The organism is Streptomyces daliensis, assembly GCF_054782395.1.
Map to the genome: position 1 here is coordinate 85,067 of NZ_BAAGSO010000086.1, position 25,654 is coordinate 110,720.

Below are 25,654 nucleotides of genomic sequence, written 5' to 3' on the forward strand. Positions count from 1 at the left end.
GCGACCAGGAACCCAGGAACCCAGGAAAGGAGGCCGGGCGACATGAGTCTGCGTGGCCGTATCGCCGCTCCGGACGGGGCCGCCAAGCGCGGTCCTGCCCCGGCCGACGGCACAGCCCACCTCGTACCGGCCTACCGCACCAAGCTCCTGGAGGAGATCGACCTCGCCGAGATGTCGGCGCTCGCCCCGCACGAGCGCCGCGCCCGCCTGGAGCGTGTCCTCGGGCACATCATCAGCCGCGAGGGCCCCGTACTGGCCACCCAGGACCGCGCCCTCCTCGTGCGGCGCGTCGTGGACGAGGCGCTGGGCCTGGGCGTGCTCGAACCGCTCCTGGAGGACGCGACCATCACCGAGATCATGGTCAACGGCCCCGACCAGGTCTTCGTGGAGCGCGCGGGCCGCGTCGAGCAGGTGCCCGTGCGGTTCGCGTCCGACGAGCAGCTCATGCAGACCATCGAGCGCATCGTCTCCACCGTCAACCGCCGCGTGGACGAGTCGAACCCGATGGTCGACGCGCGGCTGCCCACGGGCGAGCGGGTCAACGTGATCATCCCGCCGCTGGCCCTCACGGGCCCCACCCTCACCATCCGCCGCTTCCCGCGCGCGTACGCGCTGCACGAGCTGATCGCGCTGGGCACCCTCGACGAGCACATCGTCTCGCTGCTCTCCGCCTTCATCCGCGCCCGCTTCAACCTGATCGTCTCCGGCGGCACGGGCAGCGGGAAGACCACCCTGCTCAACGCGCTCTCCGGGCTCATCCCGGAGCGCGAGCGCATCATCACCGTCGAGGACGCGGCCGAGCTGCAACTCCAGCAGCAGCACGTCATCCGGCTGGAGACGCGGCCCCCGAACGTCGAGGGCAAGGGCCAGATCACGGTGCGCGACCTCGTACGCAACTCGCTGCGCATGCGCCCCGACCGCATCATCGTCGGCGAGGTCAGGGGCGGGGAGACCCTGGACATGCTCCAGGCGATGTCCACCGGGCACGACGGTTCGCTGGCCACCGTGCACGCCAACAGCTCGGAGGACGCGCTGATGCGGCTCCAGACGCTGGCGTCCATGTCGGAGGTCGAGATCCCGTTCCCCGCGCTCCAGGACCAGATCAACTCGGCCGTCGACGTCATCATCCAGCTCGCCAGGATGGGCGACGGCTCGCGCAAGGTCGTCGAGATCTCGCTGCTGGCCTCGCACGGCAGGGAGACGTTCCAGATCGCCTCGGTCTCCCGCTTCCTCGCCCGCCCCGCCTCCGCCGACGGGAAGGTGCACGGCACCTTCGAGCACTTGCCCGTGCCGCGCCGTACCGCCGACCGCATCCACATGGCGGGCGAGGCCGTGCCCCCGGTCTTCGGCGTCGCGCGCAGCGCCGACCAGGTGGCCACGAGGGAGGCGGCCCCCCAGCCCTAGCGCGCCCCCTCCCCGCCCCTGCCCGGCCCCAGGACCCCCGACAGGACCCCGACATGGACTCCACCGCTCAACTCGCCCTCGGCGCCACGCTGCTGGCGGTCGTGCTCGCCGCCGCCGGGGTCTTGACGTACGCCGCGGGCCGCGCCCACCGCCAGGCCCTCATCGACCGGCTCTCCACCACGGGCCCCGGCTACGAACTGCCCGAGGGGCGGGGCCGCCGCTTCACCGGGGTGGACCGCAGGCTGCGCGGTACGAAGCTGGGGCGGCGCATCCAGCTCAAGCTGGCCGCCACGGGCCTGGACCTGACGCCCGGCGAGTTCTTCGTCTACATGCTGGCCGCCGCCACCGGGCTCTGGCTGATCGCCGCCTCCGTGCTGGCCCCCTTCTTCGGGCCGCTGGCGGGCCTGCTGGGCGTGCTGGCGGCCAACGCGTTCCTCAACCACCAGCGGCAGCGGCGCACCGAGCAGTTCATCAACCAGCTCCCCGAACTGGCCCGCATCCTCGCCAACGCCACCTCGGCCGGGCTCGCCCTGCGCACGGCGCTGGGCATGGCGGCCGAGGAGCTGGAGGCCCCGGCGGGCGACGAGCTGACGATCGTCACCAACCAGCTCGCCGTCGGCCGCTCCATCGACGACGCGCTCGGCGAACTGGCCGAGCGGCTGCCCTCGCGCGAACTGGTCGTCCTCGTCACGACCCTCGTGCTCTCCAACCGCGCGGGCGGCACCATCGTCGGCTCCCTGCGCAACCTCACCGTCACCCTGGAGGAGCGCAAGGAGACCCGCAGGGAGGTCCGCACCATGCTGGCCGAGGTCAACGCGACCGCGTTCACCGTTCCCGTGCTCGGGCTCGGCGCGATGCTGATGATGAACTCGATGATGCCCGGGGCCCTCGCCAAGGTCACCGGATCGCCGGTCGGGCAGGCCGCGATGCTCGTCGCCGTCGGACTCTTCGCGACGGGGTTCTTCGTCATCCGCCGTCTCGGGAAGATCGAGGTGTGACGCGATGACCGCTCTCGGGCTCCTCCTCGCCGCCGTCGTGGGCGTGAGCGTGTACGGCGTGTGCGCGGGCCTCCGCATGTACCGAGCGGAGACCAGGCTCCCCGCCGACCTGGCCGTCGCACTCGAAGTCGGCGCCACCCGCACCACGGCCAGAGAGGCGGCCGTCGACCGCCTCGGCATGCGCTTCGCGCCCGCCGTGCTGCGGCTCATGGGCGCCAAGCAGGTCAACAAGAAGCGCCGCAAGATCGACCAGGCGGGCAACCCCGGCGGCCTCACCATCCAGCGCTACGCGGCCCGGCGCGCCGCCTACGGCATGTTCGGCGTCGTCATGGGCCTGGTCGGGCTCTCCGCCGGGAGCCTCTTGTTCACGGTGCTGGTGCTGGCCTTCGGCTGGTTCGCCGCCGACATGATGATCTGGCAGGCCATCCGCGACCGCAAGCACGTCATCGAGCGCACGCTCCCCGACTTCCTCGACGTGCTGGCCGTCGTCGTCTCGGCCGGGCTCGGCTTCCGGCAGGCGCTGGAGCGTGTCGCCGAGCGCTACAAGGGGCCCTGGGCCGACGAACTGCACATCACCCTGCGCCAGATGGACATGGGCGTCAGCCGCCGCCAGGCGTTCGACGAGCTGCGGAAGCGGAACGCGAGCGACCAGGTGGACCAGTTCGTCACCGCGCTCCAGCAGGGCGAGGAACTGGGCGCGCCCATCGCCGAGACCCTCATCCAGATCGCCACGGACATGCGGCGCACCGACGCGCAGAACGCGCGCCGCCAGGCGGCGAAGACGGTCCCCAAGGCGACCATGACCACGATCGGCTTCCTGCTGCCCGGCACGCTGATCCTGATCGTGGCCACCTTCATCCTCGGCTCGGACACCGACTTCGGTTCTGTGCTGGGCGGGTGACGGGGTGTACGGGACGCGCGGGGTGTCCGGGGTGTCCGGGGTGTCCGGGGTGCGTGGGGTGCACGGGGTGCGCGTGGGGCCGTCCGACGCGTACGGGGACAGCACGTACCGGGATGCGTACCCGGACACGTACGAGAACGCCGCCGCCGGGGGCGTCACCTCGGCCGACGCGCCCGCGCCCAGCATCCCGATCCAGCTCAACGCACTCCAGGCCCTGTGCCGCCAGGTCTTCGGCTTCCGGCTCGCGATGCTCGCCATCGGCGCGCCCTTCGCGCTCAACCGCACCGCCGGGGGCTTCGCCGCCTGGCTGGTCGGCGGCGCCGTACTGCTGACGTTCCTCGTCTCCTACGCCCTGCTACGGGACTGGGAGCGGTTCGGCCCCCTCGTGCTGCGTCACCCCTCCCTCCTCGCGGGGGACGTCCTCTTCCTCGCGCTGCTCCTGCTCACCGCCACGCCCAACTCCCCGGTCGGCTACGCCACGGTGAGCACGCCGCTGCTGGCGGGGCTCCTGTACGGGTGGCGGGGCGCGGGCGTCTTCACGGGGTTCCAGATCCTGGTGCTCGCCGGGGCCTACAGCGCGTGGGCCCAGAAGCTCGGCTCCCCGGCGAGCACGCTGCTGCTGGCGGGGTTCTGCGTGGCGGCCGGGGTGGTCGGGGTGACGTTGCGCAACCTCATGTTCCACTTCGGCACGGCGAGCCAGGCGCTGTCCGAGGCCCGCTCGCGGCTGGCCGTCGCCGACGCGGTGGAGGCGGAACGCACCCGCCTGGCACGGGAGATGCACGACTCGGTCGCCAAGACCCTGCACGGCCTCGCCCTCGCCGCCGACGGGCTGGCCGCCTCGGCCGACCGCATGGACCCCATGACGGTGCGCCACCAGGCGGCCCAGGTGGCGGGCTCGGCGCGCAAGGCCGCGGCCGAGTCCCGGGAGATCCTGTCCGACCTGCGGCGCGAGTCGGGCTACGGCGCCGGCGTCGACCTGGGGGCGCGGCTCGCGGAGCACGTGGCGGACTTCGCGGCGCGGACGGGACTGCGGGCGGCGTTCTCGTCGCCGTCGCCGTCGCCGTCGTCTTCGGGCCCGGCACCGGGGAGCCCTCTGGTGCCGCAGGCCGTGGCGCGGCACGCCCTCACCATCGCCTCCGAGGCCATGGAGAACGCCCGCCGGCACGCCGACCCCACCCGCCTGGACGTCAGCGCGGGAACGGTGGACGGCACGTACCGCATCAGCGTCTACGACGACGGACGCGGACTCCCGCCGTCCCTCTCCCTCGACGACCTCCGCAGGACGGGGCACTTCGGGCTGCTCGGCATGGTGGAGCGGGCCGCGCAGATCGGGGCCCGTATCCGCATCGGCAGGGGCGACGCGTCCAGGGGAACGGAAGTACGCCTCGAACTCCCCCTCGCGGCGATTACCCGTCCCCAGGCTGGGGATGCCTCACCCGATCGTGAGGGCGCCTGATGACCCCGTCGGCCCGCAGCACCCGAAGCGTCCGCAGCACCGGAGAGGAGGCCGTGTCCGTGTCCCAGATGTACCCCGTGCCACCGGCGCACGCTTCACAGCACACCTCGGCCCACTCCGCCGCCCTCCACAGCGCGGAGCACACCCCGTCGCACGGGACGGCGGGGGAGAGCGGGGGCGTGGTGCCGGGGCCGCTGCGCGTCGTCGTCGCCGACGACAACCCCGTCGTACGGGCGGGGCTCACCGCGCTCCTCGAAGGGCGCGAGGACATCCACGTCGTCGCCGAGGCGTCCGACGGCCGACAGGCGTACGAGGCCGCGCGCCGCCACCGTCCCGACGTCGTCCTCCTCGACGTCCGGATGCCCGGCGCCGACGGCCTCGCGGCCCTGCCGCTGCTGGTGCCCCTGGCTCCGGTGCTGATGCTCACGTACAGCCGCGAGCGCGAGACCGTCCACGAGTGCTTACGGCTGGGCGCGGGCGGCTACCTCGTCCACGGTGAGTTCACCGCCGACCAGCTGGCCGCCTCCGTCCACGACATCCGCGCGGGCCGAGCCCCCTTCACCCCGACGGCCACCCACGCCCTCGCGACCCCGCGCCCCCCTTCACCAAACCCGCCCAATCCACCCCAGCTTCCGTACGGGTCTTCGCCCCCGGAGGCCGATGTGGCACAGTCTGCGTTCAGGCAGCGACGGTGGGCGACGGGAGCACGGGCGGCCCTGGGAAGGGGCCCGGATCCCGGCACGGGCCCGGCGCGCGGGCGAGGGAGACCGAGGGAGCGCTACGGCCTGAGCGGGAGGGAGGCGGAGGTCATGGGCCTGATCGCCTCTGGCATGACCAACGCGCAGATAGCGGCCACCTGCTTCATCAGCGAGAAGACGGTCAAGAACCACATCAACCGGATCTTCACCAAGCTCAGCGCCACCAGCCGCAGCGAGGCCATAGCCCTGTGGCTCGGCACGGCCCCCGGCCCCGGCCCCGGCCATGGAGCGTCCCCCCATGCCTGACGCCCGCCCCGCAGCGAACTCCGGCCCCGGCTCCCGAAGTTGGGCCCACGGGCCCATGCGCGGGGCCCGCGCGAGTGAGTACGTTCCCTGTGCCAGCAGTGGGAGTGGCACCGGCCGGTCACCGGCCGGTGCCACGCCGGAAGGCGCGGAGTGCCTGCCGGTACTGACCATCAGAGGAGACCAGGATGTCGAAGTCCATGCGGAGCTGGCGGAACCGCGTCACGAAGCGCATGCGCGGACGCGACGCGGACAGGGGCGCGAACATCATCGAATACGTGGGCATGCTGATCCTGGTCGCGGGGATCATCGTCGCCATCCAGGGGCTGGGCCTGGCCGGGCGGATCTCGGGCGCGATCAGCGCCTGGGTCGGCGCCGTCATCGGTTAGTGGAACGCCGCCAGGGCGATGAGGGCCAGACCCTCATCATGTACGGCGTGGTGATCTCGGGGCTGCTCTTCCTCGCGTTCGCCTTCTTCGCCGTGGCCCAGGCGGGCACCGTACGGAACGGCGGGCAGTCCGCCGCCGACGCCGCAGCGCTCGCGGCGGCGCAGAGCGACCGCGACCAGTTCTTCGACGGCTTCCTGGACTCCCTCGGCGACGGCGACTCCTGGCAGGACTGGCTGGACGGACTCGGCGAGATCACCGCGGACGGCTGCGGCGAGGCCGAGTACTTCGCGGGCCGCAACCGCTCCGACGTCCTCGCCTGCGACGCCATCACGCGCGGCGCCGACAGCGGATACACCGTGCGGATCGAGACGCGCTTCGACACGGGCAGGACCATCGTCCCGGGCACCGAGAACAAGACGGCCAAGGCGACCGCCACAGCGGTCGTCAAGCCGCTGTGCGACTTCGGCGAGGGCGCCGGGGACATCGAGATCACCTGCGACGGCGAGGACTTCACCATCGACCCCGATGACGAGGATCTGGCCCTGGAGCCGTCGGACCTCTTCTCGGTGGTGCTGGTCGACTGATGACCGAACGACGAACAGAGGACGAGCGACCCATGACCATTCGGCGCACCATGAAGCACCGCAGGGGAATGACCGCTGTGGCGATCACCACCGGCCTTGTTCTCGCGGTCGCCGGTTGCGGCGGAGGCGACGACGGGAAGGACGAGGCCGACGCGTCGCCCGGCTCCTCCGAGAACGGTGGCGGTGACGGTGGCGACAAGGGCGGCGGAGGCGACGCGGGCTCGGACGGCGACGAGGTGCTCGCCGAGGTGAAGGGAAGCGACGACATCACGCTGACCTTCAACTCCGCCAAGCGAGAAGAGGGCGGCTTCGTCACCATCACCGGCACCGTGGCCAACGGCGGCAGCGGGCTGTGGCTCTCGCCGAGCTGGTCGGGCGACGAGGAGGAACTGGCGGCCAAGAACGCCTCTTCCATGGCCGGGGCGAAGCTCGTCGACAAGGTCGGCAAGAAGCGCTACTACATCCTCCGGGACACGGAGGGCCGCTGCCTGTGCACGGTGTTCCAGGGCGGGATCAAGGGCGGCGAGAGCAAGACGTGGTACGCGCAGTTCCCGGCGCCCCCCGAGGACAACAACAAGATCGACTTCCAGATCGCGGACATGCCGCCCGCGACGCTCCAGATCTCCGAGGGGGAGTGACGGCATGGCGCGTGTCCATACCGTGCGGATCGCTGTCAGCGCGTCCGCGTGCGCCGCACTGCTCACCGCGGGCACCGTCTCCACGGCCCAGGCGGCACCCTCGCCTCCGCCGTCCCCCGCACCAGGCCCCTCCCTCCCCGGCTCCGACGACCCCACCACCATCCCCACCGGCGGCCCCTCCCTCCCCGGGGAGGAGGACGCGGGGGCCGGGGCAGGTGGCGCTGAGCCGAAGTTCAGTGAGCCGCCGGACAACATCGGGGACGCCGAGCCGCCCGTGAAGGTGGACCCGGATGCGGCGGGGCTCAGGCTCGCGGACGGGGCGAAGCTCGCCCCCTCGAAGGTGCTGGACATCAAGTTCGTCACCGAGGACCTGGGCGGCGAGGAGCGGCGCGAGGACAGCACGGAGAAGACCAAGTTCACGCTCCAGGCCGAGGTGCTGTTCCCCAAGGACAGCTCCAAGCTGAACAGCGGCGCCCGCTCCCGCATCCGCGATCTCGCCGACGAGATCGAACGGCAGGAGTCGACGGAGGTCAACGTCTTCGGCTTCACCGACGACCTCGGCTCCTACGCACACGGCAGGACGCTCTCCAAGAACCGCGCGAGCGTCGTCCAGAAGGCGCTGGCCGACGAGCTGGGCTCGGAGATCTCCTTCAACGTGCGCGGATACAGCGAGGACTACCCGATCGCCGACAACAAGACGGAAGAGGGCCGCAAGAAGAACCGCAGGGTCGAGGTCTCCTTCCCGCGGAAGGACTGAGGGCCGCCGGTGACCACGTTGCAGACCCCGGACCCCGCCGCCCACCCCGGCCCCGACGACCCCGAGCCCGACCCCGAGCGCGATCCCGGCACCGGACCCGATCGCAGCCCTCACCCGCGCCCCCACCCCCGCGCCGCCCCCGGCACGGGCCGGGCCAGGGCGTGGGCCGTCGGCTGGCTGCCGGGCGCCGCGCAGAGCCTCGGCCTGGCGCTGCTGCTGGTGACCGAGCTGGTGCGCGCCGACGTGGGCGAGTTCGGCCGGGGCGTGCTGGCCGGTGAACTGCCCCGCTACGCGCACGGGTTCAGGGCTTCGATGGAGGCGATGAGCGGCGACGGCTGGTACCGCGCCGCCGAGGCCGTACGGGACGCGCTCGCGCTGGGGGAGCCCAGGGCGATGCTGTGGGCGGCCGTATGCGCGGCCCTGGTCGTCCGCCTCAACCGCTACGGCCCGCCCCGCGTGCAGTGCGTCCTGTCGCTCGCCGCCGCGCTGTACTGCGTCCCCGCCGCCGTCACGGGCATCCCCTACTTCGCCCTGGCCGGGGCCTACGCGCTGCCCTTCGTGCTGCTCCTCGGCGTGGTCGTGATGACGGTCGCCACCCGGCGCCCGCCCCGGCACGCCGACGGCTGACTCGACGCGCCCTCTCGAACCCACCGGCCCACGGCCGTCTACCGCTCCGCCGCGCACACCACCGTCCCGCCGCCCACCTCCCACGTCCAGTACTGGCGGTCGTCGCTCACGCGCCGCGCGCACAGCCCCTGCGGCACGGGGTCCGGCGCGTCGCGGTGGATGCCCGTGACGGTCAGTACGCGGTCGTACGGGGACGGCGGCTGCCCCGTGGCGCAGTCGGGCGCCGACATCAGATCGGCCCGCACACTCCCGGCGTCAGCGCCCGCGCTGTCGGTCCCGGCGCCGTCCGCCCCGTCGGAGAGCGCGAGCAGGCAGTCACCCTTGTGGAACTGGCGCGTCAGACAGAGCGCGGTGGTCCGTCCGTCGGACGTGTGGGACCAGTGGGCGCGGCCGTCGCCGTCCGGACAGTCGGCGGTACGGGAGCGCACGTCGGTGACGCGGACGTACGCGCGCCCGGCCGAGCAGTCCACCGTGACGGCCGCCGACGGTGCGGCGGCGCTCCACTCGCTGCCGACCCGGTGCACGGACAGGCACTGGCCCGCCTCCACGGCACGGAACGCGGCTGCCGTGGCGGGCTCTGACCCCGCACTCGCACCGCCGTCTGCCGGTGTCCCCGGATACGGGTCGGGCGCACCGGAGGGGTCGCCGGTCCCGGTACCGGCGACCGTGCCCGTGCCGGTGCTCGGCGAGACGGGGGCCTGGGGGAGCGTCGAGGGGGCGCCCGTGAAGGAGGAGGGGCCGGTGCTGGGCGCGGACGCGGCCGGGGAGGGCGCCGAGTGGCTCTCGGGCCCGACCATCTTCGGCAGGATCACGGTGGCGAAGAGCGCGGCGGCGATGACCAGCCACCAGCGCCCGCGCCGCGCCCGGTCGCGTGAGCCGTCACCGTCACCGATGTCGACGGCACCGGGCACATCCGACGCCCCCTCCCCGTCCTCCCACCCCTCACGCTCCTCCCACGCTCCGGCCGACTTCCCTGCCCGCTCCCACGGTCTCTTCACTGGGCTCCCCGTCCCCGCAAGTCCCGGTTCGTCCGGCTCGTCCGGCACGGCTCCGGCACGGCCCGTTCCCCCGACGGTGATCGCCGTGCGCATCCATGCTGACGGACGCGGGCGCGCTGGGCGAGACCCGTGCGCGCCCCAACGCGCCCGTACGCCCCGGAAACCCGCAACTCGGGTTCCGGGGCGTACGGGGTACGGCGTGCGGGCCCGCCTCAGGCGGCGTGCCCCGCGCCCCGCACCTGGCAGGTTCCGGGCGCGAGGGCGACGGGCCCGCCGCTCGTCCGGCGGCCGACCCCCGTACGGCGCCGGACAGCACCCCCGCCACGCTCCGCGTCCCGCAACTGGCGGTCGATACGGCGCTCGTGGCGGTGGTTGAGGAGGGAGGGGAGGGCGAACAGGACGAGCAGGCCCGCCGGGACGGTGTAGTCGAGGAGTGCGGCAAGGGCGTGGAGTGCGTCGGAGACCGTGTTCATGTCCTCCACTCTGGCCGCCCGGCAGGCGTCGCGGCAGTGGCAGGACTGTCGCCATCCATCGAATTACTGCCACACTGAACGGCATGCTGAAGAACGTGGCCGTCGCGGTCACCCACGGGGTCAACGCCTTCGAACTCGGCGTCGTCTGCGAGGTGTTCGGCATGGACCGCAGCGATCAGGGCCTGCCCGTCTACGACTTCGCCGTCGTCGCCGCCGAACCCCCGCCCATACGCGTCAATCCCGGCTTCACCCTCGACGCCACGCACCGCCTGGACCGGCTCGCCGAGGCGGACCTCGTCGCCGTCCCCGCGGGGAGCGAGTACGCCGTACGGGACTTCCCCGCCGATCTGCTGGCGGCCCTGCGCGCCGCGGTCGAGCGCGGCGCACGCGTGCTGAGCGTGTGTTCGGGCGCGTTCCTGCTGGGCGCGGCCGGACTGCTGGACGGGCGCCGCTGCACGACGCACTGGCGCCACACGGACGACCTCGCGCTCCGGTATCCGCGTGCCCTCATCGAGCCCGACGTGCTCTACGTCGACGCCGACCCGGTCATCACCTCGGCGGGCACGGCGGCCGGTATCGACGCCTGCCTCCACCTCGTCCGCCAGGAGCAGGGCAGCAAGGTCGCGAACGCCATCGCGCGGCGCATGGTCGTCCCGCCGCACAGGGACGGCGGCCAGGCGCAGTACATCGAGCACCCGCTGCCGCCCGTCCAGGACGACGACGCCATCGGCGGCTCCCTGACCTGGATGCGGGAGCATCTCGACGAGGAGATCACCGTCGAACGCCTCGCGGCCCGCGCCCACATGGCGCCCCGCACCTTCGCGCGCCGCTTCCAGCAGGAGACGGGCACGACGCCGTACCAGTGGATGCTGGGCCAGCGGCTGCTGCTCGCGCAGCATCTGCTGGAGGACTCCGATCTGACGGTCGACGCCATCGCGGCGCGCGCCGGGTTCGGCAACGCGGCGGCCGTGCGGCACCACTTCCTGCGTCGCCTGGGCACGACGCCGCAGGCGTACCGCCGCACCTTCCGCGGCCCCCGCGTCCCCGCGGCCGGATGACCCGACCGCGTCCCGACAGCGCCCCGACCGCGTCCCGACAGCGCCCCGGCCGCGTCCCGCGCGCGTAGGCTCGCCGCGTGCTGCTGACGCTGACGCTCGCGGGGTGCGCCGCCGCGTACGGCGCCCTGGCCGGGGCGCTGCTGCCGCGCGCCGCCTACCGGCTCGCCGTGGAACCCGGGGAGCCCTGGCGCGCCGCCTGCCCGGAGGGCCACCCGCTCGACGGCCCGGCGCGCGGCTGGCTGGGCCGCGCCCGCTGTGCTCGCTGCGACCACCGCACCCGCACCCCCCAGGCGCAGCCCGCAGCCCGTGCCCCGTACGCGAGGGGCGCCCTGTGCCACCCCGTCGCGTGCGCCGCCGTCTGCGCGTCCTTCGCCGCGGCCGTGGGGGTGCGGCCCGAGCTGGCCGTGTGGCTGCTGGCCGCGCCCTTCGCGCTGCTCCTGGCCGTCGTGGACCGCCGCGTCCGGCGGCTCCCCGACGTGCTGACGCTGCCCCTCGCGGCCGGAACGGCGGCCCTGCTCGGGGTGGCCGCGCTGCTGCCGGGCGCCGGGGGGAGCTGGTTACGGGCGCTGCTGGGCGGAGCCGTGCTCGCCGCCGTCTACTTCGTCCTGTTTCTCATCAACCCGCGCGGTATGGGCTTCGGCGACGTCAAGCTGGCGATCGCACTGGGGGTCGCTCTTGGGTGGTACGGGTGGGACGTCGTCTTCGCCGGTACGTTCCTCGGCTTCCTGCTGGCGGCCCTCTACGGCCTTGCCCTGATGGCCGCGCGGCGCGCCGGCCGCAAGACGGCCATGCCCTTCGGCCCCTTCATGGTCACGGGCGCGCTGGGCGGGCTGCTGCTGGGCGCCCTCGCCGCGTGAACCCTCCGCCGGAGGGGCGCGCCACGGCGGGCCAGGTAGTTGATGCACGAAGCACGGCCTCATAGGGGCTATGGTGGAAACCCCCCCTCGGGCCGGTCCGTATCCCCCCCCACGGACCGGCCCGCTTTTCGTCTCCGGCACGGCTCGGAGCAGCAGAGCGGCCCCCGCGCACCGTGCGCGGGGGCCGCTTCTCTTCCCTGACGTGCCACGGCGCCCGTTCCCCGCGCGCCGCCCGGCCGCGCCGGAGCGCGCCCGGCGCGCCGGGCCGGACCGCGGGGAGACCGGCCTACCGCGTCAGCTCTCGCTGCTGCGGGCCCAGATGTTGGTGCCGGGCTCGGACACCGCGTAGGAGTCGATCTCCCGCAGCTCGTCGTCGGTGAGCTTCGGACCGCTCAGCGCGGCGACGTTCGCCTCCAGTTGCCGCACGCTGCTCGCGCCGATCAGGGCCGAGGTCATCCGCGCGTCGCGCAGCACCCACGACAGCGCGAGCTGGGCCAGCGACTGGCCCCGGCGCTCGGCGAGGTCGTTGAGCCCGCGCAGCCGCCGCAGCACCTCGCCGGAGAGCAGCCCTGGATCGAGCGACTTGCCCTGCGCGGCGCGCGAGCCCTCCGGGATGCCGTCGAGGTACTTGTCGGTGAGCAGGCCCTGCGCCAGCGGCGCGAAGGAGATGCAGCCCATGCCCTCCGACTCCAGCGTGTCGAGGAGGCCGTCCTCCTCCGTCCAGCGGTTCAGCATCGAGTACGAGGGCTGGTGGATCAGCGCGGGCACGCCCATCTCGCGCAGCAGCCCCGCGGCCTCCCTGGTCCGCCGCGCGTTGTACGAGGAGATCCCCGCGTACAGCGCCTTCCCCTGCCGTACGGCGGAGGCCAGCGCCCCCATCGTCTCCTCCAGCGGGGTGTCCGGGTCGAAGCGGTGCGAGTAGAAGATGTCGACGTAGTCGAGCCCCATCCGCTTCAGCGAGGCGTCCAGGGAGGAGAGCAGGTACTTGCGCGAGCCCCACTCGCCGTACGGGCCCGGGTGCATCCGGTAGCCCGCCTTGGTCGAGATGACCAGCTCGTCCCGGTAGGGGCGGAAGTCCTGGGCGAGGAGCTTGCCGAAGTTCAGCTCGGCCGAGCCGGGCGGCGGCCCGTAGTTGTTCGCCAGGTCGAAGTGCGTGACGCCCAGATCGAAGGCGCGGCGCAGGATGGAGCGCTGGGTGGTCAGGGCCTTGTCGTCGCCGAAGTTGTGCCACAGGCCGAGCGAGATCGCGGGCAGCTTGAGCCCGGAGCGCCCGGTGCGGCGGTACTCCATCGCGTCGTAGCGCGCGTCGTCGGCGCGGTACGGGGAGTAGGGGGAGGGGAGAAGAGCGTCGTGCGTCATACCCCCTTTCCTATCAAGGGGCTGTGTGGGTGGCCCGACTTCGCCCGCGCGGGTGAGCGGCAGTAGGGTTCAGGAATTCCTGACTCGGCATGGAGGGGCTGGCCATTCCCATGAAGCTTCGTGACCTGGTGTACAGGCTGTATGCGCGCCGGGTGGAGGACCGCCTCGACCACGACAGGGCGCCGAAGCACATCGGCGTCATCCTGGACGGCAACCGCCGCTGGGCCAAGGCGTCGGGCGGCACGACGGAGCAGGGGCACAAGGCGGGCGCCAGCAAGATCCAGGAGCTGCTGAGCTGGTGCGCCGAGACGGACGTCGAGGTCGTCACGCTCTGGCTGCTCTCGACGGACAACCTCACCCGCGCCGAGGACGAGCTGCTGCCCCTGCTGGGCATCATCGAGGACACCGTGCGCGATCTGGCGGGCGACGGCCGCTGGCGCGTGCACCACGTCGGCCAGCTCGACCTGCTGCCCGACCGTACGCAGCAGGTGCTCAAGAAGGCCGAGCAGCAGGCGGGGGACATCGACGGGATACTCGTCAACGTCGCCGTCGGCTACGGCGGACGACAGGAGATCACCGACGCCGTCCGCTCCCTCATGGCCGACCGCGCCGCGCACGGCGTGACCCTGGACGAACTGGCCGAGAACCTCACCGTCGAGGACATCTCCGAGCACCTCTACACGCGCGGCCAGCCCGACCCCGACCTCGTCATCCGCACCAGCGGCGAGCAGCGCCTCTCGGGCTTCATGCTCTGGCAGAGCGCGCACTCCGAGTACTACTTCTGCGAGGTCTTCTGGCCCGCGTTCCGCAAGGTCGACTTCCTGCGGGCCCTGCGCGACTACGCGGCCCGCCACCGGCGCTACGGCAACTGACACCCTGACGCGCAGCTCCCACGCCGGGCCCTGACGGGGCCCGTGAACGGGACGGAGCGCGCGCCTGGCCTCCTCTTTAACAGAGGTGACCAGCGGCCCCCGGCATTCGTCCACTCGGTGTGGCGTCATATGCCATTGCATGGTTGTGGGGCCGCGGGGGAATATCCCTTCTGGCCGAGCCCGATCCATGGGTCCGGCCGCCGGGAGGCCCGATTTGCAGACCACGGACGACCGCACGGCTCGTGCGGACGACGAGGAGGGCCGGTCCCCGGCCCGCTCTGTGCGGGTGCGGACCGGCTCCGTCCCTCGCGACGCTGTCGCTCCCCGATCTCACGAGGGGGTTCGTCCACCCGTGGTGACCAGCAAGAAGCGCAACGAGTTCGACCGGCGCACGTATGTCATCGACACCAGCGTGCTGCTCGCCGACCCCACAGCCATGGACCGGTTCGACGAGCACGAGGTCGTGCTGCCGGTCGTGGTCGTCACCGAGTTGGAGGCCAAGCGTCACCACCCGGAACTCGGCTATTTCGCACGCCAGGCGCTCCGCAGGCTGGATGAGTACCGGATCCGGTACGGAAGGCTCGACGCCCCGATCCCGATCGGGGAGCAGGGAGGGACGCTCAGGGTAGAGCTGAACCACTCCGACACGACGGTTCTCCCCGCCGGTTTCCGGCTCGGCGACAACGACTCGCGCATCCTGGCCGTGGCCAGGAACCTCCAGGCGGAGGGGTACGACGTCACCGTCGTCTCCAAGGATCTGCCCCTGCGCATCAAGGCGTCGTCCGTCGGCCTGCTCGCCGAGGAGTACCGCGCGGAACTCGCGATCACGGACTCCGGCTGGACCGGCATGGCCGAGCTGACCCTCCCGGGCGAGGACATCGACGAACTGTTCGCCGCCGAGAGCGCCTTCGTGCCCGAGGCCGCCGAGCTGCCCGTGCACACCGGGCTGGTGCTCCAGTCGGAGAAGGGCAAGGCACTCGGCCGGGTGACGCCCGAGGGGCGCATCAAACTCGTGCGCGGCGACAGGGAGGCGTTCGGCCTCAAGGGCAGAAGCGCGGAACAGCGCATCGCCCTGGACCTCCTCCTCGACCCCGAGGTCGGCATCATCTCGATGGGCGGCCGGGCCGGTACGGGCAAGAGCGCCCTGGCGCTCTGCGCGGGCCTGGAGGCGGTGCTGGAGCGCAGGCAGCACAAGAAGGTGATGGTCTTCCGGCCGCTGTACGCGGTCGGCGGGCAGGAGCTGGGCTATCTGCCGGGCACCGAGGCCGAGAAGATGAACCCGTGGGCCCAGGCGGTCTTCGACACGCTCTCCGCCGTCACATCGCGCGAGGTCATCGAGGAGGTCGTCGGGCGCGGCATGCTGGAGGTCCTGCCGCTCACGCACATCCGCGGCCGCTCCCTCCACGACGCCTTCGTCATCGTGGACGAGGCCCAGTCGCTGGAGCGGAACGTGCTGCTGACGGTGCTCTCGCGGATCGGCGCCGGATCGCGGGTAGTTCTCACCCATGACGTGGCACAACGGGACAATCTGCGCGTGGGTCGGTACGACGGGGTCGTCGCCGTCGTCGAGAAGCTGAAGGGGCACCCCCTCTTCTCGCACATCACCCTGACCCGTTCGGAGCGCTCGCCGATCGCGGCGCTGGTGACCGAAATGCTGGAGGAAAGCCCCCTCTGAGGGAGTTGAGCGCATCGGGGCATCCGGCGCCGGTCCCGCTTCGGCGGGGCCGGCGCCTTTGCCGTCCTCCGGGGTCCGACTGTCCGAAAAGCGCGTACCTCTGACGTAGTCGCGCGTGGACACGCGGGGCGCTTTCGCTCTGCGGAGATCCGTGCCGTACGCTTGACGCAATCCGTCCTGACCTGCGGGAATCCGAGGCTCAGTTGACGCGGGGTCACTCATGTGGCGAATGGGGCGCAGTAGCTTAGCCCCAACCGGAGGCGGCGCGCCCGTGTTTCCGAAAACCTCTGGGCCCAAACCCCCTGTGAGCTTTCCCACTCGGCACAGAATTGCCTCAAGCCATACGCGTCCGGCAGGGTGTGGTTTCTGTCAGGCCCCGCATACGGCACACCAGCACCCCCAGGGGTGCGGCAGCACACGCAGTACAGAACTGAACAGCAGTCGCCGTATGCCGCCCGAAGCACCACGCGGGCTCGCCGATCCGTTCGGCGGGACCCACCGGGCCCGTACCTCCAGTGGCCACGTACCAGGGGAGGTCAGTGCCAGGGGCAAGAATGCGCCCGCGCGGTCACTCAAGCGGGCACGTTGGAAGGAAACCGTGTGACTCGGATCTCCGTCCGGGGATTCGCCGTGGCGTCTGCCACCGCGGTCACCACCGTCGGCGCCGTCGTCGGTGTGGCTTCGGGCAGCCAGCAAGGGCAGACGGCGAACGACGTCGAGGCCACCGCGGCTGACGCGACGCTCCTCGCAGACATACCGGCGGGTCAGCAGACCCAGGTACAGACGGCTTCCCTCACGCAGCAGGCAGACACCGCTTCATCGGCTGCCCAAGCGGAGGCGAAGAAGTCCGCTGAGGAAGCTGCCCGCAAGAAGGCCGCCAAGGACGCGGCGGCCAAGAGGGCAGCGGCCGAGAAGGCGGCGGCCGAGAAGCTGGCCAAGGAGCGGGAGAAGAAGCAGGAGGCAGCGAGCCGTTCGTCGGAGCGCGACGCCGGTGACTTCGCCCCGCAGTCCTCCTACAGCATCTCTGAGGTCAAGTCCATGGCCCAGCAGATCGTCGGCGGCGGCCAGTTCCAGTGCTTCTCGGAGATCGTCGAGCGCGAGTCGGGCTGGAACTACAAGGCCACCAACGCCTCCTCGGGCGCCTACGGTCTCGTCCAGGCACTGCCCGGCTCCAAGATGTCCTCCGCGGGTGCCGACTGGAGGACCAACCCGGCCACCCAGATAAAGTGGGGCCTGAACTACATGAACGACCGTTACGGCAGCCCCTGTGGCGCCTGGGACTTCTGGCAGGCCAACAACTGGTACTGAGGTAACGAGCCACACAGCTCCACAACTCCACAGCTTTCCGCGATGCCCCTGGTCCCGACCCGGACCAGGGGCATCGCGCGTTCCGGCGACCGGTTCCGGGGCACTCGTGGGGCCCGCCCCGCCCCGCGTTGCGATGATCACTGTTCGCGCGTCCGGCCGAAAAGCAACCTTGCGCGCCGGTAACGTCGTCCTCCGGACGGCAACGGAAGACGGCAGGGCTCCGTCAGGCACCGGGCGGGACCCGCACGGGCCCGGCAGGGGCCCGGCAGGCAGGGCAGACGCAGGCAATCGGGGGCGGAGGACGTGGGATGACGAGCAGGTTCGACAGGCTGTGGTCCGGCGCGCAGCGCTGGGCGGCGCGGGCCGCCGAGCGGCGGGCCGAGGACGCGGTCGGTGACGAGGCCGTGAACGACAGGCCCGCGGACACCCCGGTACCGGGTTCGACTCGCGTGGAGCCCCGGCGCGTCCCCGCGCCGCCCGACTACGCGCCCGCCATAGGCGCCAAGCCGGAACCGGCCACCGTGGTGCCCTGGGGCGTACGGGTCGCGGCCGAGGTGGGGTGGCGGCTGCTCATCCTCGCCGGGGTCATCTGGGTGCTGATCCAGGTGATCAGCACGATCAGCCTGCTGATCCTCTCCTTCTCCGCCGGGCTCCTGATCACCGCGCTGCTCCAGCCCACGGTCGCGCGCCTCAAGCGCCTCGGCCTCGGCAGGGGCCTGGCCACCGCCATCACCTTCATCACCGGGTTCGTCGTGATGGGGCTGATCGGCTGGTTCGTCGTCTGGCAGATCATGGAGAACCTGCCGACCCTGACCGACCGGGTGCAGGACGGCATCGAGGAGCTGAAGAGCTGGGCCACGACCGGCCCGTTCCATGTCTCCGAGGCCCAGATCAACGACATCGCCAAGAACGTCAGCGACTGGGTCGGCGACAACAGCAAGGAAGTCACCACGGCCGGGCTGGAAGGCGTCACCGTCGTCTTCGAGTTCCTCTCGGGCGCGGTGCTCGCGATGTTCGTGACGCTGTTCCTGCTGTACGACGGGCGCCGGATCTGGCGCTGGACCATGAACTTCGTGCCGAGCGCCGCGCGCGAGGGCGTCGCGGGCGCGGGGCCCCGGGCCTGGATCACGCTCACCGGCTATGTGCGCGGCACGGTGATAGTGGCCATGATCGACGCGATCTTCATCGGCATCGGCATCTACTTCCTCGACGTGCCGATGGCCGTGCCGCTCGCCGTCTTCATCTTCGTCTTCGCCTTCATCCCGATCGTCGGCGCCGTGCTGTCCGGGGCGCTGGCCGTGCTGGTCGCGCTCGTCACCAACGGCATCTTCACGGCGCTGCTCGTGCTGGCCGTCGTCCTCCTGGTCCAGCAGATCGAGAGCCACATCCTCCAGCCCTTCATCCTCGGCCGCCTGGTGCGGGTGCACCCCCTCGCGGTGGTGCTCGCCGTGACCGGGGGCAGCCTCATCGCGGGGATTCCCGGGGCCGTGGTGGCGGTGCCGCTGGTGGCGGTGCTCAACACCGTCGTCGGCTATCTGAAGACGTACTCGCACGAGCAGGCGATGAAGGCGGCGCCTCCGTCGCCGGACGCGCGGCCGGGCGACCCCGCCACCGCCGAGGCGGCGCTCTCCGCGAGCGCGCCCGCCTCGGAGCCCGCCTCGGCGTCCCCCTCTCCCTCCGCCTCTTCGTCCTCGCCGGACGGCGAGCGCTGACGGTCGCTGACGATCGCGGGGACGGTCAGTACGGCGCTTCCCTCGCCTCCATGAACCGCTTCAGGTGGCGGAGGTCGGCACGGGACCAGTCGGAGGGCGGGGCCACTGCGGCCCACGCCTCGACGGAGCCCGTGCCGTAGCGGTGGCCGTGCGGCGCGTCGACGCCGTAGGAGACGGCCATGTCCACGGTGGTCTGCCAGAAGGTGACGAACGGGAACCAGTCGACCTCGGTCGTGATGTCGGGTCCGAGCGGGTCCCGTACCCACTCGGGACGGTTCAGCGCGAGGTCCCACGACCACCAGACGATCGCGTCCGAGGCGTTCTGGAGGTAGACGACCCGGGGCCGCTCCCACGCGCCCCCCGGCCGGGCGAGGTCCTTCCGCGGCCACTGCGCGAAGCGGAAGTTGCGCCCCTTCTCGTACTCGGGCCGCCACACGGGGCTCCCCGGCGCCCGCCGCTCTGTGATCTCGTTCCGGATGGGCGAGAAGTTCGGCGACCCGGCCAGTACCGCGCCGTCCACCTTGGCGAGCAGGTCGTCCGCGCCGTCGAACGCCGCCTCGATGCCGTAGGCCCCCAGGCTCTCGCCGAAGACGACGAGCTTCGGCCGCCGCTCCTCCGGCTCGCGCAGCCAGCGCCCCCGTACCGCCTCGACGAGCGCGCGGTTGGCGCGGCCCGCCTGCTCCTTGTCGACGAGGAAGGAGACCCAGCTCGGCAGGTACGAGTACTGCGCCGCCACGATCGCCGTGTCGCCGCCGTGCAGGTACTCCAGCGGCTCCGCGTCCGTCGAGTTGACCCAGCCCATGCCCGTCGTGCCCGCGATGGCCAGCACGTCGCGCCGGAAGCCGCCCGTCCGCTCCAGCTCCGCGACGGCCAGCCTGGCCGCCTCCTCGTAGCCGTCCGCGCTCTGCCGTCCGACGTACACGCGCACCGGCGGCTTCGCCGGGCGGCCCGTCACGCTGGTGATGCGGGAGGGGGTGAGGACGGAGCCGGTGAAGTTGCGGCCCTCGTAGCCCAGGTCGTCCCAGTTGACGAGGGAGCGGGGGCCGCCGGAGACGTAAGGGGAGCCCGACCGGAAGATGCCGTCCTTGGTGCCCTGGTTCGTGGTCTCCGCGACGCGCGCCGCGATGTCGACGATCCCCCTGTCGAAGACGACGTCGCGGGTGCCGAAGACGACGGCCGTCGCGCTGATCAGCAGCCCGGCGACGACGGCGAAGGGCCGGGGCACATAGCGGCCCAGGCCCTGGATCAGCCGCCGCGTGCCCAGGCGCACCGCGCGCGCCAGCAGCACCAGCAGCCCGCACAGGGCGCAGGCGATCAGCGTGATCATCAGCGAGTGCCAGGTCAGCGTCTCCGGTATCTCCTGGAGCCGCCGCAGCTCGCGCTGCATCCGGGCGCTCTCGGACAGGCACAGGACGGTCAGCCCGGCGGCCAGCACGTAGTACGCCTGCCAGGCGTGGGCCCGCGCCCGCTCGGCAGGGCGCCACGGGACCAGCCTGCGGGCGAGGGGCCGCCGGGCGAGGCGACGCAGGAGGGGGCGTGTCGGCCAGGCGGCGAGCGCTCCGATGGCGTAGCCGATGGCAGCGGTGATTCCGCCGATCACGCCCTGGAGGAACCAGGGGCGGGGGACGAGGGAGGGGGTGAGGGAGAGCCAGAAGAAGACGGTCGCCGTGCAGAGGGGCACGAGCGCGGGCCAGCGGCGGACCAGCAGGCGCGCGTCGGGTCTGTCCCAGTACGGGCGGCGGGCGAGGGCGAGCAGACGGCGGCCCGCGCGGCGGCCCGCGCGGGCCGTGCGCTGGACGGCCTGGTGCTGCGGCATGTGTGCGGTCTCCCGGCCGTCCTGATCATTCCCGATGTCACGGTAAAGGGTGAGGTGCCGGTTCCAGGGACGCGGGTGAGGGAGGAGAGGTTGCCTCGGCCGTCTCGTCGTCCGTCTCATCGGATCGACGGAGTTTAGGACTGGACTCCGTCCAAGCAGTTGCCGACAGTCCGTCGGCGAGTTTTCCTGGGGAAGGCGATCGCGCATCCCGTACCAGCCCCCCTACACGGGAGGACGCAACCACATGACCGACTACACGACCACCAACGTCGGCATCCCGGTGGAGAGCGACGAACACTCGCTCACCGTCGGGACCGACGGCCCGATCCTGCTCCAGGACCATTACCTGATCGAGAAGATGGCCCAGTTCAACAGGGAACGGGTCCCCGAGCGGGTCGTCCACGCCAAGGGCGGCGGCGCCTACGGCGTCTTCGAGGTGACCAACGACGTCAGCCAGTTCACCAAGGCCGACCTCTTCCAGCCCGGGAAGCGCACGCCCATGCTGGCCCGCTTCTCCACCGTCGCCGGTGAACAGGGCAGCCCGGACTCCTGGCGGGACCCGCGCGGCTTCGCGCTGAAGTTCTACACGGAGTACGGCAACTACGACATGGTCGGGAACAACACCCCGGTCTTCTTCGTCCGTGACCCGAGCAAGTTCCAGGACTTCATCCGCAGCCAGAAGCGCCACTTCGGCAGCGGCCTGCGGGACCACGACATGCAGTGGGACTTCTGGAGCCTGTCCCCGGAGTCGGCACACCAGGTGACCTGGCTGATGGGCGACCGCGGCATCCCCAGGACGTGGCGCCACATGAACGGCTACAGCTCGCACACCTACATGTGGGTGAACGCGGGCGGCGAGAAGTTCTGGGTGAAGTACCACTTCAAGACCGACCAGGGCATCGACTTCTTCACGCAGGAGGAAGCCGACCACATGGCCGGGGCCGACGCGGATGTGCACCGGCGCGATCTGTACGACTCCATCGCGGCGGGCGACGCGCCCTCGTGGACGCTCTACATGCAGATCATGCCGTTCGCCGACGCGCCCGACTACCGCTTCAACCCCTTCGACCTGACGAAGGTGTGGCCGCACGGCGACTACCCGCTGATCGAGGTCGGCCGGATGACGCTCAACAAGAACCCGGAGGACTTCTTCGTCCACATCGAGCAGGCCGCCTTCGAGCCCTCCAACCTGGTGCCTGGCATCGGCCCGTCCCCGGACAAGATGCTGCTGGGCCGCCTCTTCTCGTACCCGGACACGCACCGCTACCGCATCGGCCCGAACTACGCGCAGCTCCCGCCCAACCGGCCGCAGGCCCCCGTCCACTCGTACGCGAAGGACGGCCCCATGCGCTATGTCTCGCCCGACGTGGCCCGGCCCTACGCGCCCAACTCGTACGGCGGACCCGAGGCACAGACCGGCGTCGCGGGACTGCCGACGGGCTGGGACGTGGAGGCGACGGAGATGGTGCGCGAGGCGTACACGCTGCGCCGGGAGGACGACGACTGGGGCCAGGCGGGCACCCAGGTGCGCCAGGTGCTGGACGACGCGGCCAGGGAACGGCTGGTGAACAACGCGGCCGGGCATCTGCTCGACGGCGTCAGCAAGCCGGTGCTGGAGCGGGCCCTCCAGTACTGGCGGAACATCGACAAGAACGTCGGAGACCGCATCGCCGCGAAGGTCAACGGCGGCTGAGGGGCGGGGCCGGAAGCCAGCCCCCCGACGCGCACGGCGCCCCCGCCGCACCGGCGGGGGCGCCCTCGTGTGCTCACGTGTGGTCCGTGGGGCTTTTGTGGAGACGGATTCCCCCGGCCGTCCCCTTTGCTACGTTCGCGGCTCGATCGTGGAAGCGCCGACGGATCGCGAACGGACCGGGGGACACGGGGATGGCGGAACACGGAGCGGGAGTACCGGAGCGCTGGCAGCGGCTCCTCGAAGGCGCCGGCGGCGGCAGCGACGACGGCGCTGGGGGCGGCGGCGACGGCGCCGGGACGCGGCTCGCGGGGGTCGACGGGCCCGTCGGCAGCGGACCCGGCGGCAACGGCCCTGGCCGGGACGGCAGCACCGGCGTGCTGAAGTCCGGGAAGGGGCCCTGGGATGTGGCGGCGACGTCACTGGAGTCGCTGCACGGGAACGTCGGCCGCGCGCTCGGCGAACTGCGGGACGCGCAGGCGGGCGCGGGCGTCGGCGACAAGGGCGTGGACGGGCTGGAGAGCGTCGGGGCGCACCAGCGGGTCTTCCAGTCCTGGGAGGCGCGGCTGGAGGTGGCCCGCGGCGAGTGCGAGGAGCTGAAGGACAAGCTGGCGAAGGCGGGCAGCGACTTCTACAAGACCGACCAGGCCGTCAAGGACGCCTTCGCCGCGCAGGAGACCAAGCCCATCCCGCCGCCCGGCGGCCCCTCGGGAAGCTGGTGAGCGCCCGTGGTGACCTACGCGCAGTTGCGGGGGATCGAGCCGGGCCAGTTCCAGGAGGCGGCCGACGGCTGGCAGAAGGTGAGCAGCTGCGCCAGCGAGGCCAAGGACCGGCTGAACGACGAGATCACCGCGAAGCTCAGGGCCGCGCTGAGCGGCGACGGCGTGAACCAGGCGATCGGACGGTTGCAGCGGCTGAGCCGCAACTTCCACTACGTGCAGGTCGAGTCCGGGCTCGTCCGTACGGCCCTGGACGGGCTGGCCGCCGAGCTGCGCTCGGCGCAGCGGAAGCTGAACACCGCCGTCCAGGAGGCCGTCGACGCGGGCATGACGGTGAAGGACGACGGCACGGTGCAGGGCCAGGAGGGCGCGAAGCAGGAGACGGTGCAGGGCTTCGCCGACCGGATCGGTGACGCGCTGCGGGAGGCGGGCGAGGCGGACGGCCGGTACGCGGCCACGCTGCGGGAGCTGATCACGGACGCCGATCTGGAGGTCACCCGCGAGGACTGGGCCGACGTCGCCCGCGACACCGGCAAGGTCGGCGACACGGCGGCCCGCGATCTGGGGCTCGGGGAGGTGCCGAAGGGGAAGTCGCCGCAGGAGAACGCCGACTGGTGGAAGAGCCTGACGGACGAGCAGCGCGCCGACTACGTCGCCCTCTACCCGGCGAGCGTCGGCGCCCTGGACGGCATCCCCTCGGATGTGCGGGACGAGGCGAACAGGGCCTCGTTTGAAAGCACGCGGGCGAAGTACCAGACGGAGCTGGCCGGGATACCGCCGGAGCCGCCGCGGCCCGCGAAGCTCGGAGACGGCACAGAAGAAGAGAAGCGCTGGACGGATTGGTGGGACCAGTACGGGCTGCGCAAGGAGCACCTGGAGAAGGCGCTGAACGGGATGGGCGCGATCCAGGACCGCTTCGACGCCACCGGCAAGGACGGCCTTCCCCAGGCGTATCTGCTGGGCTTCGACGCGGAGGGCGACGGGCGCGCGATCGTCGCCAACGGCAACCCGGACATGGCGGAGCACACCTCCGTCTCCGTGCCCGGCACCAACACCGCGCTGGGCGGGGCGCAGCGCCCCTTGCAGGACGGCGCCGAGCTGTGGCGCAGCAGCAACGCGCTCAGCGGCGGCCGGCCCGTCTCGACGGTCACCTGGATCGGCTACGACACGCCGCCGGACATCCCGAGCGCGACGGTCGACTCGTACGCGGAGGAGGGCGCCCCGGCTCTGAACCGGTTCCTGACGGGACTGGAGACGGCGCAGGGCGGCCCCGAGGCCAGCCACACCACGGTCGTCGCGCACAGCTACGGCACGGTGCTGGTGGGGCAGGCGAGCATGCAGGGCGACTTCCCGGCCGACGATCTGATCACCGTCGGCAGCCCCGGCATGAACATCGAGAGCGCGGAGGAGCTGGAGACGGGCAAGGACCACACGTGGAACCAGGAGGCGGAGGGCGACGCGATTCCCAACTGGGGGCGGTACGTGCACGGTGAGGGCTGGGGGTGGACCATTCCCAGCGACGACGACTTCGGAGCGCACCAGATGAGGACGGACACCGAGGGGCACGGCAACTACTGGTCGCCCAGGTCCGAGAGCATCACCAACCAGGCCCGGGTCATCACCGGGCGCTACGGGGATGTCACGGGTGCGTAGGGCGCGGGGGACAGGCGGGTCGCGGCCCGGGTCCGGCGCGTCGGCCGCCGCGCTCACGGCACTCGCACTCGCTCTGACGGCACTGACGGCACTGACGACGGGATGCTCCGGCATGAACGGCACCGAGGACGACGGACCCGCACCCCGGGTCCGGGAGATCGAAGGCCCCCGCGAGGAGGCCAGGAAGCTGTCCAGCCAGCTCTACGAGCTGCTGCGGGTGAAGGGCAGGGCGAGCGAGGGCGGGCCGGGGGTGATCCGCTGCGAGGGCAGAAACGCGGAGACCTTCTACCGGATCGCCCACCCCTGGTCCCTGAGCGCGAAGTCGCCCGACGAGCTGAAGACGGCTATGGCGGGGCTCAAGGAGGACCTGCCGCGGCACGGCTGGAAGATCGTCGAGGAGGGCCGCTCGTCGAACGCGAACCGGACGCCGTACTTCATGGCCGACTCGACGCGGAAGCGGTTCACGCTGAAGGTGACGCTGGAGGGGCGCACGGAGGCGGCGCCCTCTCCGTCGGGGGAAGGCGAGCCGGAGGGCGGGGTTCCGTCGGGTGACACCGAGCCGCTGCTCTCCTTCCACCTCGTCTCCGACTGCTACCAGGTGCCGGAGGGCGAGAAGGTGGACACGTACTGACCCGACGCCTCCGTAGAGCCGTCTGACCTGCGAAGTCGTGGCCCCGTCCGATGGGCGGGGCCACTGTTCACTCCATCT

Annotated in this window: 24 protein-coding genes; 20 read left to right on the forward strand and 4 right to left on the reverse strand. The window is 71.9% G+C overall.

Going from position 1 to position 25,654, the window contains the following annotated elements; genetic code table 11:
* The first annotated feature begins 42 nt into the window (after positions 1–42).
* The 10 genes from ACYVOO_RS19175 (at position 43) to ACYVOO_RS19220 (ending at position 8,755) form a co-directional block, all read left to right on the forward strand.
* Positions 43–1,404, forward strand: a complete 1,362-nt coding sequence (locus tag ACYVOO_RS19175; RefSeq protein WP_453347989.1) for a CpaF family protein — start codon at positions 43–45, stop codon at positions 1,402–1,404.
* Between the two features lie 53 nt (positions 1,405–1,457).
* Complete coding sequence (locus ACYVOO_RS19180) at positions 1,458–2,402, forward strand: type II secretion system F family protein (RefSeq protein WP_461016857.1); 945 nt, start codon at positions 1,458–1,460, stop codon at positions 2,400–2,402.
* Between the two features lie 4 nt (positions 2,403–2,406).
* Positions 2,407–3,303, forward strand: a complete 897-nt coding sequence (locus tag ACYVOO_RS19185) for a DUF5936 domain-containing protein (RefSeq protein WP_461016858.1) — start codon at positions 2,407–2,409, stop codon at positions 3,301–3,303.
* A gap of 40 nt (positions 3,304–3,343) precedes the next feature.
* On the forward strand, positions 3,344–4,759 hold the full coding sequence (locus ACYVOO_RS19190) for a sensor histidine kinase (protein ID WP_461016859.1): 1,416 nt from the start codon (positions 3,344–3,346) through the stop codon (positions 4,757–4,759).
* Between the two features lie 68 nt (positions 4,760–4,827).
* Entirely contained in the window at positions 4,828–5,763 is a 936-nt protein-coding gene (locus ACYVOO_RS19195) for a response regulator (RefSeq protein ID WP_461016911.1), read from the forward strand.
* 185 nt (positions 5,764–5,948) lie between these two features.
* Positions 5,949–6,149, forward strand: a complete 201-nt coding sequence (locus ACYVOO_RS19200) for a hypothetical protein (RefSeq protein ID WP_461016860.1) — start codon at positions 5,949–5,951, stop codon at positions 6,147–6,149.
* Positions 6,149–6,733 carry a hypothetical protein gene (locus ACYVOO_RS19205; RefSeq protein ID WP_461016861.1) on the forward strand — a complete coding sequence of 195 codons (585 nt, stop codon included), beginning with the start codon at positions 6,149–6,151 and terminating at the stop codon, positions 6,731–6,733. The genes ACYVOO_RS19200 and ACYVOO_RS19205 overlap by 1 nt, the downstream gene beginning before the upstream one ends.
* 32 nt (positions 6,734–6,765) lie before the next feature.
* Complete coding sequence (locus tag ACYVOO_RS19210; protein WP_461016862.1) at positions 6,766–7,371, forward strand: hypothetical protein; 606 nt, start codon at positions 6,766–6,768, stop codon at positions 7,369–7,371.
* Between the two features lie 4 nt (positions 7,372–7,375).
* Positions 7,376–8,128, forward strand: a complete 753-nt coding sequence (locus tag ACYVOO_RS19215) for an OmpA family protein (protein ID WP_461016863.1) — start codon at positions 7,376–7,378, stop codon at positions 8,126–8,128.
* A gap of 9 nt (positions 8,129–8,137) precedes the next feature.
* Positions 8,138–8,755 carry a hypothetical protein gene (locus tag ACYVOO_RS19220; protein ID WP_461016864.1) on the forward strand — a complete coding sequence of 206 codons (618 nt, stop codon included), beginning with the start codon at positions 8,138–8,140 and terminating at the stop codon, positions 8,753–8,755.
* 38 nt (positions 8,756–8,793) lie between these two features.
* Here the strand turns inward: ACYVOO_RS19220 and ACYVOO_RS19225 are convergent, their stop codons facing one another.
* Both ACYVOO_RS19225 and ACYVOO_RS19230 read right to left on the reverse strand, forming a co-directional pair.
* Positions 8,794–9,753, reverse strand: coding sequence for an LppU/SCO3897 family protein (locus ACYVOO_RS19225; RefSeq protein WP_461016865.1), 960 nt, complete (start codon positions 9,751–9,753; stop codon positions 8,794–8,796).
* Between the two features lie 212 nt (positions 9,754–9,965).
* Positions 9,966–10,226, reverse strand: coding sequence for a hypothetical protein (locus tag ACYVOO_RS19230; RefSeq protein WP_461016866.1), 261 nt, complete (start codon positions 10,224–10,226; stop codon positions 9,966–9,968).
* A gap of 83 nt (positions 10,227–10,309) precedes the next feature.
* On the opposite strand from ACYVOO_RS19230, the gene ACYVOO_RS19235 reads away from it, so the two are divergent.
* Positions 10,310–11,284, forward strand: coding sequence for a GlxA family transcriptional regulator (locus ACYVOO_RS19235; protein WP_461016867.1), 975 nt, complete (start codon positions 10,310–10,312; stop codon positions 11,282–11,284).
* An 83-nt stretch (positions 11,285–11,367) separates the two neighbouring features.
* The gene (locus ACYVOO_RS19240) at positions 11,368–12,141 is read left to right on the forward strand and encodes a prepilin peptidase (protein ID WP_461016912.1); all 774 of its coding nucleotides are present in this window, start codon (positions 11,368–11,370) and stop codon (positions 12,139–12,141) included.
* A 294-nt stretch (positions 12,142–12,435) separates the two neighbouring features.
* Here the strand turns inward: ACYVOO_RS19240 and mgrA are convergent, their stop codons facing one another.
* Positions 12,436–13,500, reverse strand: coding sequence for an L-glyceraldehyde 3-phosphate reductase (mgrA, locus tag ACYVOO_RS19245; protein ID WP_461016868.1), 1,065 nt, complete (start codon positions 13,498–13,500; stop codon positions 12,436–12,438).
* 110 nt (positions 13,501–13,610) lie between these two features.
* Between mgrA and ACYVOO_RS19250 the strand changes: the two genes are divergently transcribed.
* The 4 genes from ACYVOO_RS19250 to ACYVOO_RS19265 all read left to right on the forward strand — a co-directional run bounded on the left by ACYVOO_RS19250 (position 13,611) and on the right by ACYVOO_RS19265 (position 19,067).
* Complete coding sequence (locus tag ACYVOO_RS19250) at positions 13,611–14,372, forward strand: isoprenyl transferase (RefSeq protein ID WP_461016869.1); 762 nt, start codon at positions 13,611–13,613, stop codon at positions 14,370–14,372.
* A gap of 352 nt (positions 14,373–14,724) precedes the next feature.
* The gene (locus tag ACYVOO_RS19255) at positions 14,725–16,047 is read left to right on the forward strand and encodes a PhoH family protein (protein WP_453350388.1); all 1,323 of its coding nucleotides are present in this window, start codon (positions 14,725–14,727) and stop codon (positions 16,045–16,047) included.
* A gap of 600 nt (positions 16,048–16,647) precedes the next feature.
* A complete protein-coding gene (locus ACYVOO_RS19260) occupies positions 16,648–17,355 on the forward strand; it encodes an aggregation-promoting factor C-terminal-like domain-containing protein (RefSeq protein ID WP_461016870.1) in 708 nt (235 codons plus the stop codon).
* Positions 17,356–17,663: 308 nt separating this feature from the next.
* A complete protein-coding gene (locus tag ACYVOO_RS19265; RefSeq protein WP_461016871.1) occupies positions 17,664–19,067 on the forward strand; it encodes an AI-2E family transporter in 1,404 nt (467 codons plus the stop codon).
* A 25-nt stretch (positions 19,068–19,092) separates the two neighbouring features.
* Here the strand turns inward: ACYVOO_RS19265 and ACYVOO_RS19270 are convergent, their stop codons facing one another.
* Positions 19,093–20,883: an alpha/beta hydrolase gene (locus ACYVOO_RS19270; RefSeq protein ID WP_461016872.1), complete on the reverse strand. Its 1,791-nt coding sequence runs from the start codon at positions 20,881–20,883 to the stop codon at positions 19,093–19,095.
* A gap of 244 nt (positions 20,884–21,127) precedes the next feature.
* Between ACYVOO_RS19270 and ACYVOO_RS19275 the strand changes: the two genes are divergently transcribed.
* The 4 genes from ACYVOO_RS19275 (at position 21,128) to ACYVOO_RS19290 (ending at position 25,576) form a co-directional block, all read left to right on the forward strand.
* Entirely contained in the window at positions 21,128–22,576 is a 1,449-nt protein-coding gene (locus ACYVOO_RS19275; protein ID WP_461016873.1) for a catalase, read from the forward strand.
* 191 nt (positions 22,577–22,767) lie between these two features.
* Positions 22,768–23,295 carry a hypothetical protein gene (locus tag ACYVOO_RS19280; protein ID WP_461016874.1) on the forward strand — a complete coding sequence of 176 codons (528 nt, stop codon included), beginning with the start codon at positions 22,768–22,770 and terminating at the stop codon, positions 23,293–23,295.
* A 6-nt stretch (positions 23,296–23,301) separates the two neighbouring features.
* A complete protein-coding gene (locus ACYVOO_RS19285; protein WP_461016875.1) occupies positions 23,302–24,945 on the forward strand; it encodes an alpha/beta hydrolase in 1,644 nt (547 codons plus the stop codon).
* A gap of 112 nt (positions 24,946–25,057) precedes the next feature.
* Positions 25,058–25,576 (forward strand): hypothetical protein, encoded by a 519-nt coding sequence (locus ACYVOO_RS19290; protein WP_461016876.1) that lies wholly within the window; start codon positions 25,058–25,060, stop codon positions 25,574–25,576.
* Positions 25,577–25,654 lie beyond the last annotated feature (78 nt).

What these genes read in the sequence shown, in the direction of transcription:
- ACYVOO_RS19175 (WP_453347989.1), top strand. Translation starts at nt 43, where the DNA reads ATGAGTCTGCGTGGCCGTATCGCCGCTCCGGACGGGGCCGCCAAGCGC.
- ACYVOO_RS19180 (WP_461016857.1), top strand. Translation starts at nt 1,458, where the DNA reads ATGGACTCCACCGCTCAACTCGCCCTCGGCGCCACGCTGCTGGCGGTC.
- ACYVOO_RS19185 (WP_461016858.1), top strand. Translation starts at nt 2,407, where the DNA reads ATGACCGCTCTCGGGCTCCTCCTCGCCGCCGTCGTGGGCGTGAGCGTG.
- ACYVOO_RS19195 (WP_461016911.1), top strand. Translation starts at nt 4,828, where the DNA reads ATGTACCCCGTGCCACCGGCGCACGCTTCACAGCACACCTCGGCCCAC.
- ACYVOO_RS19200 (WP_461016860.1), top strand. Translation starts at nt 5,949, where the DNA reads ATGTCGAAGTCCATGCGGAGCTGGCGGAACCGCGTCACGAAGCGCATG.
- ACYVOO_RS19210 (WP_461016862.1), top strand. Translation starts at nt 6,766, where the DNA reads ATGACCATTCGGCGCACCATGAAGCACCGCAGGGGAATGACCGCTGTG.
- ACYVOO_RS19215 (WP_461016863.1), top strand. Translation starts at nt 7,376, where the DNA reads ATGGCGCGTGTCCATACCGTGCGGATCGCTGTCAGCGCGTCCGCGTGC.
- ACYVOO_RS19230 (WP_461016866.1), bottom strand. Translation starts at nt 10,226, where the DNA reads ATGAACACGGTCTCCGACGCACTCCACGCCCTTGCCGCACTCCTCGAC.
- ACYVOO_RS19235 (WP_461016867.1), top strand. Translation starts at nt 10,310, where the DNA reads ATGCTGAAGAACGTGGCCGTCGCGGTCACCCACGGGGTCAACGCCTTC.
- mgrA (WP_461016868.1), bottom strand. Translation starts at nt 13,500, where the DNA reads ATGACGCACGACGCTCTTCTCCCCTCCCCCTACTCCCCGTACCGCGCC.
- ACYVOO_RS19250 (WP_461016869.1), top strand. Translation starts at nt 13,611, where the DNA reads ATGAAGCTTCGTGACCTGGTGTACAGGCTGTATGCGCGCCGGGTGGAG.
- ACYVOO_RS19265 (WP_461016871.1), top strand. Translation starts at nt 17,664, where the DNA reads ATGACGAGCAGGTTCGACAGGCTGTGGTCCGGCGCGCAGCGCTGGGCG.
- ACYVOO_RS19270 (WP_461016872.1), bottom strand. Translation starts at nt 20,883, where the DNA reads ATGCCGCAGCACCAGGCCGTCCAGCGCACGGCCCGCGCGGGCCGCCGC.
- ACYVOO_RS19275 (WP_461016873.1), top strand. Translation starts at nt 21,128, where the DNA reads ATGACCGACTACACGACCACCAACGTCGGCATCCCGGTGGAGAGCGAC.
- ACYVOO_RS19280 (WP_461016874.1), top strand. Translation starts at nt 22,768, where the DNA reads ATGGCGGAACACGGAGCGGGAGTACCGGAGCGCTGGCAGCGGCTCCTC.
- ACYVOO_RS19290 (WP_461016876.1), top strand. Translation starts at nt 25,058, where the DNA reads ATGAACGGCACCGAGGACGACGGACCCGCACCCCGGGTCCGGGAGATC.